Annotated in this window: 16 protein-coding genes and 1 riboswitch; of the genes, 12 read left to right on the top strand and 4 right to left on the bottom strand. The window is 44.8% G+C overall.

The window, feature by feature from the left end; genetic code table 11:
• Positions 1-79: 79 nt before the first annotated feature.
• Positions 80-1132 (bottom strand): C4-dicarboxylate TRAP transporter substrate-binding protein DctB, encoded by a 1053-nt coding sequence (gene dctB / locus NZD81_RS17460; RefSeq protein WP_168781291.1) that lies wholly within the window; start codon positions 1130-1132, stop codon positions 80-82.
• A 69-nt stretch (positions 1133-1201) separates the two neighbouring features.
• Here dctB and dctS point away from each other — a divergent pair, with 69 nt between their 5' ends.
• The 9 genes from dctS to NZD81_RS17415 all read left to right on the top strand — a co-directional run bounded on the left by dctS (position 1202) and on the right by NZD81_RS17415 (position 11037).
• Positions 1202-2809 (top strand): two-component system sensor histidine kinase DctS, encoded by a 1608-nt coding sequence (gene dctS / locus NZD81_RS17455; RefSeq protein ID WP_014662837.1) that lies wholly within the window; start codon positions 1202-1204, stop codon positions 2807-2809.
• A complete protein-coding gene (gene dctR / locus NZD81_RS17450; protein WP_148343886.1) occupies positions 2799-3479 on the top strand; it encodes a two-component system response regulator DctR in 681 nt (226 codons plus the stop codon). The genes dctS and dctR overlap by 11 nt, the downstream gene beginning before the upstream one ends.
• Before the next feature lie 119 nt (positions 3480-3598).
• Positions 3599-4864: a C4-dicarboxylate transporter DctP gene (dctP, locus tag NZD81_RS17445; RefSeq protein WP_014475862.1), complete on the top strand. Its 1266-nt coding sequence runs from the start codon at positions 3599-3601 to the stop codon at positions 4862-4864.
• A 147-nt stretch (positions 4865-5011) separates the two neighbouring features.
• Positions 5012-6064, top strand: a complete 1053-nt coding sequence (locus tag NZD81_RS17440; RefSeq protein WP_136654837.1) for an AI-2E family transporter — start codon at positions 5012-5014, stop codon at positions 6062-6064.
• Between the two features lie 48 nt (positions 6065-6112).
• Positions 6113-6243, top strand: a riboswitch (cyclic di-AMP (ydaO/yuaA leader).
• A 72-nt stretch (positions 6244-6315) separates the two neighbouring features.
• On the top strand, positions 6316-7554 hold the full coding sequence (locus tag NZD81_RS17435; RefSeq protein WP_041521244.1) for a dicarboxylate/amino acid:cation symporter: 1239 nt from the start codon (positions 6316-6318) through the stop codon (positions 7552-7554).
• A gap of 90 nt (positions 7555-7644) precedes the next feature.
• Positions 7645-8571: an ABC transporter ATP-binding protein gene (locus NZD81_RS17430; RefSeq protein ID WP_289861017.1), complete on the top strand. Its 927-nt coding sequence runs from the start codon at positions 7645-7647 to the stop codon at positions 8569-8571.
• On the top strand, positions 8564-9331 hold the full coding sequence (locus NZD81_RS17425) for an ABC transporter permease (protein WP_014662842.1): 768 nt from the start codon (positions 8564-8566) through the stop codon (positions 9329-9331). The genes NZD81_RS17430 and NZD81_RS17425 overlap by 8 nt, the downstream gene beginning before the upstream one ends.
• 94 nt (positions 9332-9425) lie before the next feature.
• Positions 9426-9761, top strand: coding sequence for a hypothetical protein (locus NZD81_RS17420; RefSeq protein WP_003225151.1), 336 nt, complete (start codon positions 9426-9428; stop codon positions 9759-9761).
• 130 nt (positions 9762-9891) lie between these two features.
• Positions 9892-11037, top strand: a complete 1146-nt coding sequence (locus tag NZD81_RS17415) for an acyl-CoA dehydrogenase family protein (protein WP_069148989.1) — start codon at positions 9892-9894, stop codon at positions 11035-11037.
• Between the two features lie 24 nt (positions 11038-11061).
• Here NZD81_RS17415 and fbpB read toward each other — a convergent pair whose 3' ends face one another.
• Positions 11062-11241, bottom strand: a complete 180-nt coding sequence (gene fbpB / locus NZD81_RS17410; RefSeq protein WP_080478162.1) for a Fur-regulated basic protein FbpB — start codon at positions 11239-11241, stop codon at positions 11062-11064.
• Positions 11195-11359: a Fur-regulated basic protein FbpA gene (locus NZD81_RS17405; RefSeq protein WP_003225157.1), complete on the bottom strand. Its 165-nt coding sequence runs from the start codon at positions 11357-11359 to the stop codon at positions 11195-11197. Before NZD81_RS17405 ends, fbpB begins: the two co-directional genes overlap by 47 nt.
• Positions 11360-11605: 246 nt before the next feature.
• Between NZD81_RS17405 and NZD81_RS17400 the strand changes: the two genes are divergently transcribed.
• Positions 11606-12478 (top strand): cation diffusion facilitator family transporter, encoded by an 873-nt coding sequence (locus tag NZD81_RS17400; RefSeq protein WP_014662844.1) that lies wholly within the window; start codon positions 11606-11608, stop codon positions 12476-12478.
• 14 nt (positions 12479-12492) lie between these two features.
• On the opposite strand, the gene NZD81_RS17395 is transcribed toward NZD81_RS17400, so the two are convergent.
• Positions 12493-12813, bottom strand: a complete 321-nt coding sequence (locus NZD81_RS17395) for a thioredoxin family protein (RefSeq protein WP_003234326.1) — start codon at positions 12811-12813, stop codon at positions 12493-12495.
• Positions 12814-12966: 153 nt separating this feature from the next.
• On the opposite strand from NZD81_RS17395, the gene NZD81_RS17390 reads away from it, so the two are divergent.
• Positions 12967-14052 carry a D-alanine--D-alanine ligase gene (locus NZD81_RS17390; protein ID WP_103031592.1) on the top strand — a complete coding sequence of 362 codons (1086 nt, stop codon included), beginning with the start codon at positions 12967-12969 and terminating at the stop codon, positions 14050-14052.
• 71 nt (positions 14053-14123) lie between these two features.
• Positions 14124-15497, top strand: a complete 1374-nt coding sequence (locus NZD81_RS17385) for a UDP-N-acetylmuramoyl-tripeptide--D-alanyl-D-alanine ligase (protein ID WP_103032391.1) — start codon at positions 14124-14126, stop codon at positions 15495-15497.
• The last annotated feature ends 134 nt before the right edge of the window (positions 15498-15631 follow it).

The following is a 15631-nucleotide window of genomic DNA, read 5'->3' as shown; positions in this document are numbered from 1 at the left end:
CATCTCCTTTTTCGATTATCTCTTTTTATATTTCCGATCAATAGAAAGATAAACGAAAACCAGCGTATCGAGATGGGAACTATGAATCTTTTCGGAGCTCCAACAGTTCCTTGATCAGCTTCCGGCCAAAGATTGGTTCATACTGCCGGTAAACAGGATCAAGACGCTTCATCCATTCTTTTTTCTCTTTATCTGACAGCTCATAAATATGTATAGCAGAATTCTTTTTGATTTCCTCCAGCTGCTCCTTGTTCATTTGTTCGGCGTATGTTTCATTCCACTCCGTCGTCTCCTTCATCGCTTCAGTCAAAATGCGCCTTGTTTCTGGGGTTTGCGCCTTCCAGAAATGCTCATCAGTCATGACAGCGTAGCCGAGGTAACCATGGCTGCTTATTGTCAAATAGTCCTGAACATTATAAAATTTTTTAGAATAGATGTTTGAGATTGTATTTTCTTCACCATCAACTACATTGTTTTCTAGCAGCTGAAAGGTAGAATTGAAGGATTCCTGATGAGGTATTGCGCCAAGCAGCTTGAACTGATTCTCAATCACATCGCTTTGCATAATGCGCAGATCCTGCCCTTTTAAATCATCCGGGGTTTTGACCGGCCCTTGATTTGTCGTGATTTGTTTAAAGCCGTTTGTCCAATAGGCGAGGCCTTTTAATTGGTTTTTCTTTAGAGAATCAAACAGCTGTGTGCCGATGCTTCCGTTCAGCCCTTTTTTGGCGGCATCGTAATCTGTAAATGCATACGGCAGATCCAGCACTCCCCATTCAGGCGAGAGCATGCCGAGCTTCGATGTGGAGGGGGCGATAAATTGAACATCGCCGTTTTGCAATGCTTCGATTTCTTCAATGTCCGAGTACAGGCTTCCATTCGGAAATACTTCAATTTTTATTTTCCCGCCTGATTTTTCGTTCACCAAATCAGCGAATTTATTGGCGGCCAGCCCTTTTGGCGTATTTTCAGCAACCACGTGGCTGAATTTAAACACGATTTGATCCTGCAAGCCTTCCTGGTCGTCATCATAAACAATCTCTTTATTGCCGGTATGATCATGGAATCCGATAAATAAAGCGGTTGCAATGCCAGCGATCATCAGTGCGAGACATGCAAGCAAACTCTTCATGAAAAGCCCTCCCCTATGTTAAGAATAATGGGGGCAATGACATTCGTAAAGACCTGAAAGGAGAAGCTGATGAACAAAAAGAAGCTCTCAATCCGTTGGAAAATCACGATCTTATCCTATATACTCGTCATTTTCTCCTTTTTGATCGGCGGCATTGTGCTCATCGGCAACATTCAGCACACAGAGGAGCGGGAGCTGAAAAAGCGGCTGATGAATACGGCCCGGACGGTGTCAGAGATGACAGAAGTGAAAGAAGCTTTGACGCAAAAAAAACGAACAGAAGCGGTTCGCCATGCGGTTGAAGAAATCAGGATGATTAATGAAGCAGACTATATTGTCGTCATGGATATGAATCACATTCGATATACGCATCCTGTCAGCACTAGCATTGGCAAGAAATCAGAGGGAGCAGACGAGGAGGCGGCGTTTGCGGAGCACATTTATTTCTCTGAAGCAAAGGGCGAGATCGGCACAGCGGTTCGCGCTTTTTATCCGGTTAAGGATCACGACCTCAACCAAATTGGCGTGGTGCTTGTCGGAAAAACACTGCCGGGGATTGCTGACATCCTGCTTCATTTAAAGCGTGATATCGCATTCATCGTTGTGCTGACACTCGGCTTCGGGCTTGCGGGTTCCTTTTTGCTTGCCCGTCATATCAAAAAACAAATGTTTCAGCTTGAGCCACATGAGATTGTCCGAATGTATGAAGAGCGGACGGCGACGTTTCACTCGATGAATGAAGGGGTGATCGCCATTGACAACCGTCTCATCATTACGATTTTCAATGAAAAAGCGAAACAGATCTTTGAAGTGCAGGGGGATCTGATCGGCAAGGTGATCTGGGAGGTTCTCAAGGATTCGCGCCTGCCCGAAATCGTGGAGCGAAACAAAGCGGTTTATAATGAAGAAATTCGTGTCAGCGGTAAGGTCATCATGAGCAGCAGAATTCCGATCGTCATGAAGAAAAAAGTGATCGGCGCCGTCGCGATTTTTCAGGACAGAACGGAAGCAGCCAAGATGGCAGAGGAATTGACTGGTGTCAGAAACTTTGTGGAGGCGCTCCGTGTCCAAAATCATGAGCATATGAATAAGCTGCACACGATCGCCGGTCTCATCCAGCTGGGGAAATCTGAAAAAGCCTTGCAGCTTGCATTCCAGGCATCAACTGAGCAGGAAAATGTGACTGAATTTTTGCACCGCTCGATTCAAAATGACGCTGCGGCCGGCCTTCTATTAAGTAAAATCAGAAGGGGAAGGGAGCTCGGCATTGCTGTTCATATAGATGAAAACAGCAGTCTTCAGCAATTTCCCGAGCATGTTGATCAGCATGATATCGTCGTGCTTTTGGGGAATCTGATTGAAAATGCCTTCGGTTCTTTTGAAACCGTTCAATCTGATGACAAACGAATTGACATTAGTATCGAACAAACGGATGATATCCTTGCTATTTTAATAGAAGATAACGGCTGCGGGATTGAACAGGCACATATGCCGCACCTTTATGACAAAGGTTTTACGGTCAATAAAACAGGCGGCACAGGCTATGGCCTGTATTTAGTGAAACAAATCATAGACAAAGGATCGGGCACGATAGAAGTTGATTCACATGCGGGGCAGGGGACATCTTTTTCTATCGTTTTTCCAATGAAGGGGGAGGAAGCACAGCATGGCTCGTAAAGAATGGAAGGTTCTGCTCATTGAAGACGATCCGATGGTTCAAGAGGTCAATAAGGATTTTATTACAACTGTTAAAGGCTTTACTGTCTGTGCAACAGCAGGAAACGGAGAGGAAGGCATTAAGCTGATTAAAGAAGAACAGCCCGATCTCATCATTCTCGATGTGTACATGCCGAAAAAAGACGGCATCAAGACCTTGCAGGAGATTAGAAAGCAAAAGCTTGAAGTGGATGTCATTGTCGTCTCCGCTGCAAAAGACAAGGAAACGATCTCTCTTATGCTGCAAAACGGGGCGGCTGACTATATCTTAAAGCCGTTTAAGCTTGAGCGAATGAGACAGGCGCTCGAAAAGTACAAGCAATATAAACAAAAAATCGAAGCGAATGATACGCTGTCCCAGGAACAGCTCGATGCGATCCTGAATATTCCGCAGCAGGCCGTACAGGATCTGCCGAAAGGGTTGAATCACTTCACGATGAATGAAGTCACTGCATTTTTGAAACAGCAAACCGCATCCCTTTCTGCGGAAGAGGTCGCCAAGGCGCTCGGCATCGCCAGAGTGACAGCCAGACGATATCTTGATTACTTAGAAAAAAACGGGATCATCAAATTGGACGTTCAATATGGCGGAGTCGGCCGGCCGGTCAACCGCTACGTGTTAAAAGGATAAACCTGAGACCAAAAAGACCAAAATGTCCGTTATGATCATAAACTTCCCCAGACTATATGAAAACGCTATCATTCTAGTAAGAAAGACACAAAGGCGAATAGGACAGGGGGATGAAGGATATGAAACTGTTTAAAAATTTAACAGTTCAGGTCATAACCGCGGTCATCATTGGGGTCATTGTCGGGCTGGTCTGGCCGGATGTCGGCAAAGAAATGAAACCGCTTGGCGATACATTTATCAACGCTGTTAAAATGGTGATCGCACCAATCATTTTCTTCACAATCGTTCTCGGGATTGCAAAAATGGGCGATATGAAGAAGGTTGGAAAAGTAGGGGGAAAAGCGTTTATCTATTTTGAGGTTGTCACCACCCTCGCACTCATTATCGGTTTATTTGTCGTCAACATCATGAAGCCGGGTGCGGGTCTTGATTACAGCAAGCTTGAAAAGGGAGATGTATCACAATACACGCAAAATGGCGGTCAGGGAATCGACTGGATTGAATTTGTGACACACATTGTTCCGTCCAACATGGTTGATGCCTTCGCAAAAGGGGACATTTTGCAGGTCTTATTCTTTTCTATTCTTTTCGGAGTCGGTCTTGCGGCATTAGGTGAAAAAGGGAAAAGCGTCATTGATTTCTTCGACAAGGTTTCTCACGTCTTTTTCAAAATTATCGGCTACATTATGCGAGCTGCGCCAATCGGGGCATTTGGGGCGATGGCGTATACGATCGGGCACTTCGGGCTCGATTCCATCAAACCGCTGGCAAGCTTAATGATGTCTGTTTATATTACGATGTTCCTGTTCGTATTTGTTGCTTTAAATATCATCTGCAAGCTTTACGGATTCAGCCTGTGGAATTACCTGCGCTTCATTAAAGATGAGCTTCTGATCGTGCTTGGCACAAGCTCTTCCGAATCGGTGCTTCCGCGTATGATGGATAAAATGGAGCGCTACGGCTGTTCCAAATCCGTTGTCGGGCTTGTGATTCCGACGGGCTATTCGTTTAACCTCGACGGCACATCCATTTATTTATCAATGGCGACGGTCTTTTTGGCACAGGTGTTTGGAGTAGACCTCAGCATCGGCCAGCAAATTACGATTATCCTCGTGCTGATGCTGACATCGAAGGGAGCGGCAGGTGTGACGGGAAGCGGATTTATCGTCCTTGCCTCAACGCTGTCAGCGCTTCAGGTCATTCCGCTGGAGGGCCTTGCACTCCTGCTTGGTGTCGACCGTTTCATGAGTGAAGGAAGAGCCATTGTGAACCTGATCGGAAACGGAATCGCCACGATCATTGTTGCAAAAAGCGAAAATGAATTTGATGAAGCAAAAAGCGTAGAGGCTGTTGAAGGCATGAAAAAAATGAAAACAGCAGTTTGAAAAAAGAACGGCCCATTCATGGGCCGTTTTTTTAATTGTTTAAGAATTATTAAGGTAAGGACAGAGACCTCAGCATTTTTTTGTTATATAATTTACAAATGGATACTATATTGAATGAAGGACGTTTGTCCTAACAGGAGTGTATAAATGGCCGCTTTAGTTAAATTTTTTCAGCACCCGGGAGTAAGACGTTTCTCCATCTTTGTCGTGTTAACTGGTGTGTTATATCTATTTAGGAGCATGATCAACTTAATATTGCTTACCTTCATTTTCACGTTTTTAATGGATCGTTTGGAGCTTGTCGTGCGGCAGTTTGTAAGCCAGTTCTTCCGCGTGAGCCAGCGGGTTGTCATTACGTTTCTTTACATGCTGCTTGCTGTGCTGCTAACAGTCGGAGGTTTTGTATTTTATCCGGTCGTCGCGGCCCAAATCCAGCAGCTGGTCAAGCAGATTAAACATATTGCGTATCACCCTGACAGCATCCCTTTCTTTGATGAAATCACCAGTGTTTTCGGAGATATCAACATCAGTTCATATGTCAAAGAGGGCTTCAATGTAGTGTATACGTATCTGGCCGATATCAGCACATTCGGTTTGCAGGTCGTGATGGCGCTTATCCTCAGCATGTTTTTCTTATTTGAGAAAAAACGCCTTTCTGAATTCATGGCGAAATTTAAAACGAGCAAACTGAGGGTCTTTTATGAGGAAATTGCTTTTTTCGGAAGCAAATTTGCCAGAACGTTCGGCAAGGTGCTTGAGGCACAATTTATCATTGCGCTCGTCAATTGTATTCTGACGTTTATCGCGCTTTGGATTATGCACTTCCCGCAGCTGTTTGGGCTGTCTATTATGGTGTTCTTCCTTGGATTGATCCCTGTGGCAGGCGTCGTCATTTCCCTGATTCCGCTCAGCATTATCGCCTACAGCACTGGCGGCGGAATGTATGTGCTTTACATTGTGCTTGTCATATTCGCCATTCATGCGATCGAAACCTATTTCTTAAATCCAAAGCTGATGTCTGCGAAAACAGAGCTGCCAATCTTTTTCACCTTCACAGTACTCATTTTCTCTGAACATTTTTTCGGCATTTGGGGCTTAATTATCGGGATTCCAATCTTTGTATTTCTCCTTGATATTCTTGATGTCACCAACAAGGAGGATCGACCTAAAAGATCCAGAGAAAAAAGTAACAAAAAATAGTTTACAAAATTGGATCTTTTCTGTATAAATAAAATAGATCATATAATAGTAAGCCACACGCTTAATCCTATCATAAGGAGTGGGGGACCCGATCTTTTGGGGTTAATTTTTCATCTGAAAAACGGACATCTCTTCGTCCGAACCCGTCAGCTAACCTCATCAGCGTGAAGAGAGAGTCCTGTGGTTTGATTGTATAGCCAAAGCCCGCGGGAGTCTCTCGCGGGCTTTTTTCAAAAGAGGGAGGAATGCGGATGAAGCTGGCTACAAAGATTATCATTGCATTGGTGCTGGGTGCTGTGACGGGGATTATTCTTAACGTAACATCACCTGAATTATTTGAAAATTTAAATAAGTTTGTATTTGGTCCTCTAGGCACCATCTTTTTAAACCTCATTAAAATGCTTGTCGTTCCGATTGTCTTTTTCTCACTGACGCTGGGAGTAGCCGGGCTGGGCGATCCTAAGAAGCTTGGCAGAATCGGCGTGAAAGCCATTTCTTATTTTCTCATCACGACTGCAGTCGCGATTACGATTGCCATCATTTTAGCTCTTGTCATCAAACCGGGAGAGTTCGGAACGTATGATACTTCATCTGCCGAATTCACTGCTGAAAAAGCCCCAAGCATTGCAGACACTCTGTTAAACATTATTCCGACCAACCCTGTTCAAGCGATGACGGAAGGAAATATGCTGCAAATTATTGCTTTTGCCATTTTTGTCGGACTTGGAATTACAATGCTCGGAAAAAAAGCGGATATGCTTCTCAAAGTCGTTGAACAAGGAAATGAATTGATGATGTACTTGGTGAATCTTGTCATGAAGTTCGCTCCGTATGGTACATTCGGTCTGATTGCGACAGCTATCGGAAGCCAAGGATTCAGTGCAATGAAAGCGATGGGATTGTACATGGTTGTGGTAACCGTTGCATTGCTGATACATGCAGTCGTTACCTACGGATCTACAGTAGCGCTTTTAGCCAGAAGAAATCCGATCACGTTCTTTAAAGATTTCTCAGAAGTTATGGTTGTGGCGTTCAGTACTTCCAGCAGCAATGCGACACTCCCGGTATCTATGGATGTGGCTCAGAAAAAATTAAAAGTGCCTGAGCCGATCAGCAGCTTCGTCCAGCCGCTCGGTGCAACAATTAATATGGACGGAACAGCCATCATGCAAGGGGTAGCCACTGTCTTCATCGCGCAGGTGTTCGGGCATGATCTGACATTTACGCAGCTGCTGATGGTAATACTGACGGCTGTGCTGGCAAGTGTCGGAACCGCTGGTGTTCCGGGAGTCGGTTTGATTATGCTAGCCATGGTGCTTCAATCTGTCGGCCTGCCTGTCGAGGGAATCGGATTGATTCTTGGAATTGACCGCTTGCTTGATATGCTCCGTACAGTGGTGAACACAACAGGTGACGCGGCCTGCGCTGTCATCATTACAGAAACCGAAAAGAATAAGCAGACTGAGCAAGCGCCGACTCTATCGGTTTAACCAAACATTTGGAAGCAACAAGTGCTATAATACAAACAGTGCCTAATTTTGGGCACTGTTTATTTTTGGTTGAAAAAGGAGGAAGGCTTTATGGCTGAGCCGATTTTACATATTGAAGGCCTCGATAAAAAGATTGGGTCTAAAGCGATTTTAAAACAGATCAGCATGGACGTCATGGAGGGTGAAATCATCGGTCTGCTTGGTCCGAATGGTTCCGGAAAAACAACACTTATCCGTATCATCGTCGGGCTGCTAAAACAAAACAGCGGAAGCGTGACAATCAGCGGATTCCAGCATGATACAGAGTTTGAAAAAGCGATGGAAGCGGTTGGAGCGATCGTCGAGAACCCTGAGTTCTATCCGTACCTGACAGGCTGGGAAAACCTCAAGCACTTTGCGAATATGCACAGGAAAATAACGGATGAACGGCTTGATGAAGTGGTGGAACGTGTCGGGCTGACGTCAGCCATTCATGATAAAGTGAAAACCTATTCTCTTGGAATGCGGCAGCGTCTGGGAATAGCTCAGGCAATTCTTCACCGGCCGAAGCTTCTCATTCTAGATGAACCGACAAATGGCCTCGATCCTGCGGGGATGAAGGATTTTCGAGATCATATTAAGGAGCTCGCAGAAGTGGAAGGAACAGCAGTCCTGTTCGCCACTCATTTATTGCGCGAGGTTGAAGATCTGTGCGACCGTGTCATCATCATTCAAAAGGGTGAGATAAAAGCGGAAGTCAGCTTACAAGGAACTGGTCAAACCATAGAAAAAGCGATTATAGAAGTGCAGCCGCAAGAAAAAGCGCTCAATTGGCTGACAGGTAATCAATATCAAGCTGAGCGCCAAGCTGGGACGATTGTAGTTGAGGTAGCAAAAGAAAACATTCCGGAGCTGAACCGATCACTTGTCGGACAAGGTCTGAATGTATTCTCCATTACGCCTTACACGCAATCACTGGAAGACGAATTTATAAAAGCGACGACTGCTCATCAAGAGGAGGGAGAAGAGCTTGTCTAAATTAATTTGGAATGAACATATGAAACTTTTTAATCGGAAGGTCACTTTGGTTTCTCTGATCCTGATGGCTGTCTTCCAATTCTTCATGGCATTGATCATTAAACGGATTGTCGTCAGTGCCGGGACAGATGAAAACTTCATCGGTTATTTATCGTATACACCGAGCCTGAACATTTTGCTGCAGGCCTTAACGATCGTGATTGCAGCGACAATTATTTCGATGGAATTTGATAAAAAGACGATCAAATTCCTGCTCATTCGGCCGGTTAAACGCCAAAAGGTTTTTTGGTCAAAATTAATCACAGTCGTAATGGTCAGCTTTTATTTGTATGTGGCATACTACATTTTGGCTTTATTATTCGGTCTCGTGTTTTTTGGCACATCCGTGACCTCGGAATCACAGACATTGCTGATCAACACCTTGGCGCTGATCGGGTCAAACTGGCTTGAAGCCGTGATGATGGGATTATTCGGCCTGCTTTGTTCTTCGCTGTTCCGAAATAGCGCGGTAGCAGTTGTTGTTTCCTTTGTCGTTTTATACGGAGCGAGTACACTTGTTCAGCTCATGAAGTTGTTTGAAAACAAGTGGGGAAGCTTTTTGCTTTTTGCGAACACTGACTTTACACAATACAGAAGCGGAGAGACAGCGTTGTTTTCAGGCATGACGCCATTGTTTTCAATTGGGATTCTCATCATACACGCGATATTCTTCATCGTCGTTGGCTGGTGGTGCTTCTGTAAACGGGATGTTCGGGTCTAAAGGCAAGGAATGACATTTTTGTGAAAAAGCTCACGTAAATCAATATCATTTGATATTTTGGTTTATACTAAAGGTACTGACGGAGGTGTCTCGATTGAGGAACTTTATTACCGCTTTACCGATCGTATTGCTGCTTGGATTCTCATTTGTGTCATTCATGTTTCAGTTTGAACATCTTGTTTATTTCAGGCTCGCGCTAGGGTTGTTTTCTCTCGTGGGGCTGTACATGATATATAAAATGAAGACGGGCATTCGCTATTTTATCATCTATCTGTATGCCAGCTGGATTGTGTTGGCTGCAGTGACCGCTTTTGAAGAGCCGATTTTCTCAAGCTTTTTCTTTGGCGGCCTGGTGATGACAATGGGTTACCTGACATATATGCTGATTTATCTCGGCATGAAACAAGACCGGGATGCAAATCCTGTGTAATCGCGCTGTTCCCTAAGGGAACGGCGTGTTTTTCTATACTGGACAAAAAGATTAACAGTTGCGGAAAAAAGACAGGAAATCTATAATACATATTAAATTTATCGGAATTAAAACTTGGGGGGGCTGCCGGATGTCATTATTTATACAAAACGATCAACAGCGGCAATGGATGGAGAAAATCGGACGGATTGCGGATGAATTTCAGCAAACAGCTGCTGAAGATGACGAACAGGGACGTTTTCCTGTGGAGAAAATACAAAAACTGCGTGATGCTGGCTATACGGCATTAACATTGCCAGCTTCTCATGGTGGAGGGGGCATTTCTGTTTACGAAATGCTCTTGTTTCAAGAACGGCTTGCACGGGGAGATGCTCCTGCGGCTCTTAGCATCGGCTGGCATTTGAGCGTAATCGGGGAGCTTGGAGAAGGAAACAGCTGGGATGAAGACGTATTTGCATTTGTTGCCAAGGAAGTCCAAAACGGAGCCGTCATTAACAGGGCGGCGACTGAAGCGAAAACCGGAAGCCCGACGAGAGGAGGGCGTCCGGGTACAAATGCCGTCAAAAAGGATGGCAAATGGGCAGTGAATGGAAGAAAAACCTTTACGACGATGTCACAAGCACTGGATTATTTTTTAGTAACCGCATGGATTGAAGACAAACAAACAACAGGCGTGTTTCTCATTCATAAAGATGATCCCGGTTTGTCGATTGAAGAAACGTGGGATATGATGGCGATGCGGGCGACAGGGAGCCATGATCTTGTACTGAACGAAGTCATGCTTGAAGAGAATAAGCTGGTTGAATTGCTTCAAGGGCCTCGTGGAGCTAAGCCGAATGGCTGGCTGCTTCACATTCCGGCGATTTATCTTGGTGTTGCTCAAGCTGCGCGTGACTATGCAGTGCAATTTGCCTCTGAGTATTCTCCAAACAGTTTGAAGGGACCGATCAAGAATGTCCCGGCCGTACAGCAAAGGACAGGTGAAATGGAGCTTGAACTGCTTAATGCCAGACACTTTCTTTTCCATATCGCTCAATTATATGACGATCCGGAACGGCGTCCACACTTGACAAGCGAGCTCGGTGCAGCTAAGCATATCGTCACAAACGCTGCGTTGTCTGTTGTTGATAAAGCGATGAGAATTGTCGGAGCCAAAAGCCTTGAACGAACCAACCCGCTTCAGCGCTATTACCGTGATGTACGCGCCGGTCTCCATAACCCGCCGATGGATGACGCCGTGATACACACCCTGGCAGCAGAAGCGTTTGAGTCATAAAAAAAAGAGCCTTTCCGGCTCTTTTTATGTATTGTTTTGCTCTTGCAGATTTTTTTGATGCTTGCGGTCGATCCTGTCATAAATAACATTCATCAGCTTTGGATTGCCCATAATCGCCTCTTTGTTTTCCTGGATCAGCTGTTGGTAAGTTTTTATTTTACGCTTCGGCATGCTCCGGCGCCCTCCTGACATGTTTGTATTCACTTTCTAACTCCGTCAGCGACAATTCATACAGATGACGCTTTGACTTTTTGTATATACCATTCTGTATTAACAGATGAATGAGCTGTTTTTTTCTGATTTCTGCAGACTGAGGTGTCATTGTGTCACCAACCTCCAATCAAACGATATTGATAATCATTATCAATTGACTTCAGTATACAATGTCCGCAATAGCCTGTAAAGGTGAAAACAGTCCTATTCTTTGCCAATTTACAAACATTCAACAAATCGACAAAAAGTTTCCCGGGCAATATTTGCTGTCGAAATGTCCCGCTTCATTGAACGCAGTTCTGCTATTTTTCATGTTTTGAACCATACTATGTAATAGAATGGAGGCTGGTATACAATGGAGCGGACAGAAAATCTGAAAAAGGGAGAAAAAGGGGCGCTCCTCAATATTTTTGCATATGTCATCCTTGCTGTTGTGAAGCTAGTCATTGGGATTCTATATCATTCTGAAGCGCTGAGAGCAGACGGGTTAAATAATGGAACAGATATTGTTGCGTCCTTAGCGGTGTTCATAGGATTGCGGATTTCCCAAAGGCCGGCTGACAGCGATCATCCGTACGGCCATTATCGGGCTGAAACAATTTCGTCTCTTATTGCGTCTTTTATTATGATGGCAGTCGGCATTGAAGTGTTAATCGGCGGAGGAAAAGCGATTGCGGGAGGCACAACGGAAACGCCCAATCTTATCGCGGCATGGACGGCATTAGGCAGTGCTGTGTTTATGTATGGCATCTATGTATATAACAAAAGGCTGGCAGCGTCCATTAAAAGCTCTGCCCTGATGGCAGCGGCAAAGGACAGCAGGTCAGACGCTTTTGTAAGTGCCGGCGCGTTTATCGGTGTTTTTTCGTCCCAGCTGCAGCTGCCGTGGATTGATCCGGTAACGGCTTTTATCATCGGCATCATCATTTGCAAAACGGCGTGGGATATCTTTAAAGACGCTTCACATTCTTTAACAGACGGCTTCCATTTAAAAGATCTTGAGCCTTACAGACAGACCGTCGCGAGGATCGGAAATGTGCATCGCTTAAAGGATGTGAAAGCGAGGTATTTAGGCAGCACAGTTCATATCGAAATGGTCATTACGGTTGATCCGAAGCTTACAGTAGAAGAAGGTCATGGAGTGGCTGATGAAGTAGAAGACAAAATAAAACATGAACACGATGTCACTCATGTTCATGTTCATGTAGAGCCCGACGACATAAAATAAGGCTGTTTAACGAATTAGCTTATATGTTCAGATAAAAATTCAGTCACTTCTTCAGGCGTTTTGGCATTGGCGCTGTGAAGGTGAGCTGTTTTTTCACCGTTTTTGAAGATAAGCAGGCTGGGAATGCCCATCACTTGGTATTTTTCAGCCAAGTCAGGAAGCTCGTCCTTATTCAGCTCATACCAGTCGTTTTGATTATATTCTTCCAAAATATCGCCGATGAACATATTCATGCGTGTGCAGTCTGGGCACCAATCAGCATAAAACTTTACAATGATTTCTTTATCAGATTGAATCAGTTCATTAAATTGTTCGTTCGTTGTGATTTTTTTCATATGTCACATCTCCTTTTCAATGCCATTTTAATATAAAATAAAAAGGAATTACATACAAATGCATTCAACATCAGCATGCCCAAAAATAATTAGATCATTTTCTTGTGAAAGTGATAAGATAGTAAAGATGAATTGTAGTGGGGGGAGTATCCATTGAAAACAAGTCTAGGATTAGTGTACGGAGGAAAGTCGGCAGAACATAATGTTTCCCTGCAGACAGCTCTGGCTGTAATCAAAGCGCTAAATACTGAGAAGTTTGATATACATCCGATTTATATAACAGAAAAAGGCGAATGGGTAAGAGGCGCCCGTTTAACTGAGCCTGTTTCAAACGTGAAAATGCTTCAATTTGAGCAAGGAGGCAGTGCTTTTTCTCCAGCTGCCCTGAACCAGGAGATGTTTCCGCAGGAAGCGTCACAGCAAAATGAAGCAATCGACGTCGTATTCCCGCTCCTCCACGGACCGAACGGAGAAGACGGTACGATCCAGGGAATGCTCGAGCTCTTGAACATTCCTTATGTCGGCAACGGAGTGCTTGCTTCCTCAGCAGGCATGGACAAAGTCGTTATGAAACATTTATTCGCGCAGGCCGGCCTTGCTCAAGCTAAATACGCAGCTTTCCTTAAGAAGGACTGGACTCGTTCTCCGGAAGAATGCTGTGAGCAGGTTGAACAGGAATTAGGCTACCCTTGCTTCGTAAAACCGGCAAACCTCGGTTCAAGTGTCGGAATCAGCAAATGCCGAAACCGTGAAGAACTGCAAAAAGCGTTTGAGCTTGCTTTCCAATATGACCGCAAAGTCGTCGTCGAAGAAGGCATTAACGGCCGCGAGATCGAAATCGGCGTTCTTGGAAATGACGATCCTAAATGCTCTGTTGTGGGAGAAATCGCACCGAAGACGGATTTCTACGATTACAAAGCGAAATATGAGGATGGAGATACTGATCTGATGATTCCGGCGATTGTCACCGAAGAGGAATACGCAACAATCAGTGATATGGCGATCAAAGCGTTTAAAGCGATCGATGGTTCAGGACTCGTCAGAGCGGACTTTTTCCTGACAGCTGACGGCGAAGTTCTGATCAATGAAGTCAACACAATGCCTGGCTTTACGCCTTTCAGCATGTTCCCGCTGCTCTGGAAAGAAGCTGGTGTGGAATACGCTGACCTGATTGAACAGCTTGTGGAGCTTGCAAAAGAACGCCACGCTGAAAAACAATTGATCAAGCATACATTCTAATGAAGAAGGACACTGCCGGTAAAAGGGCAGTGTTTTTTCCCGTATATACAAAAGAAAGAGAGGGACCTCACTTGATTAAGCGAACAGTAAAAAACATTGCCGAAATGGTCAATGGCACGATGACAAATCCGAAATATGAACAAACAGTCATTCATGGAGTGGCAACCGATACAAGAAAACTGGAACAACATCAGCTTTTCATTCCGCTGAAAGGGGAACGTTTTGACGGCCACGCTTTTGTGGAAAAGGCTTTTGAAGCCGGTGTAGCGGCCGTTCTTTGGGATCGGTCAGAACCAAATCCGCCTGAGAATCACGCCGTCATTTTAGTGGATGATACCCTTACCGCACTTCAGCAGCTTGCAAAAGCCTATTTGCAGGAGCTTGGCACGCGTGTCATCGGAGTAACCGGAAGCAACGGCAAAACGACAACGAAAGATATGATTCACGCCGTCCTGGGAACCCGGTACCGTGTCCACAAAACAGGAGGAAACTTCAATAATCATATCGGTCTGCCGCTGACGGTTTTAGCGATGCCTGAAAATACGGAGATCGCCGTATTGGAGATGGGAATGAGCGCCAAAGGAGAAATTGACCTTTTGAGCCGCCTGGCAAACCCGGATGCGGCAGTGATTACGAATATCGGCGAATCGCATATGCAAGACCTTGGCTCTAGAGAGGGTATCGCGGAGGCGAAGCTTGAAATCATTAACGGGCTTAAAGAAGATGGAGTGCTGATTTATATCGGGGACGAACCGCTCCTTCAAAATGCATACAGCTGCCGGACGAAAACGTACGGAACGGGAGCGCATAATGATTATCAGCTTCAGGATGTCAGCCAGAGTGAGGAAGGCACCCATTTTACAATCAAAGGGATGGAAACATCGTTTTTTATTCCGATACTCGGCAAGCACAATGTGATGAACGCCATGGCTGCAATTGCTGCTGGGGCTAATTTTGGCATCACGCCTGAGGATGCGGCAACAGGACTGAGCGGCCTAAGGGTAACCGGCATGAGACTTGAACTCATTAAAACAGACAGCGGCCTTTCGATAATCAATGACGCTTATAATGCGAGTCCGACCTCCATGAAAGCTGCGATTCAATTGACAGAAAGTCTTGAAGGCTATGGCAAAAAAATGCTCGTGCTCGGCGATATGCTTGAACTCGGCGATCTTGAAGAAACGTTCCATCAAGAGTGCGGCGCTGTGATCAGCCCTGAAAAAATTGACCGCGTTTTTACGTACGGAAAACTGGGAGCTTTTATCGCGGAAGGCGCACTGAAACACTTTGAGAAAGACCGTGTCAGCCACTACACTGAGAAAAAGGATCTCCTCCAAGCTGTGAAGGAAAACGCATCAAAAGGCGATTTGATTTTATTCAAAGCGTCCAGAGGTATGAAGCTTGAAGAAATCGTTAAAGATTTAATAGAGAGCCCGCTTTCTTAAGAAAATAATTTGTGAAAAAAATCATATTACATCATAAAATCATACGATGTGCAAACACTAATGTATGCCGGCCGGAAATTATGTATATCTGGCCGGCTGCGGCTATGATACAATATATATAGGTTATTTCGCGA

The organism is Bacillus sp. B.PNR1 (assembly GCF_030386235.1).
Lineage (GTDB): Bacteria > Bacillota > Bacilli > Bacillales > Bacillaceae > Bacillus > Bacillus stercoris.
Note: the sequence above shows the minus strand (reverse complement) of the source record. Positions and strands in the feature narration are given on the sequence as shown.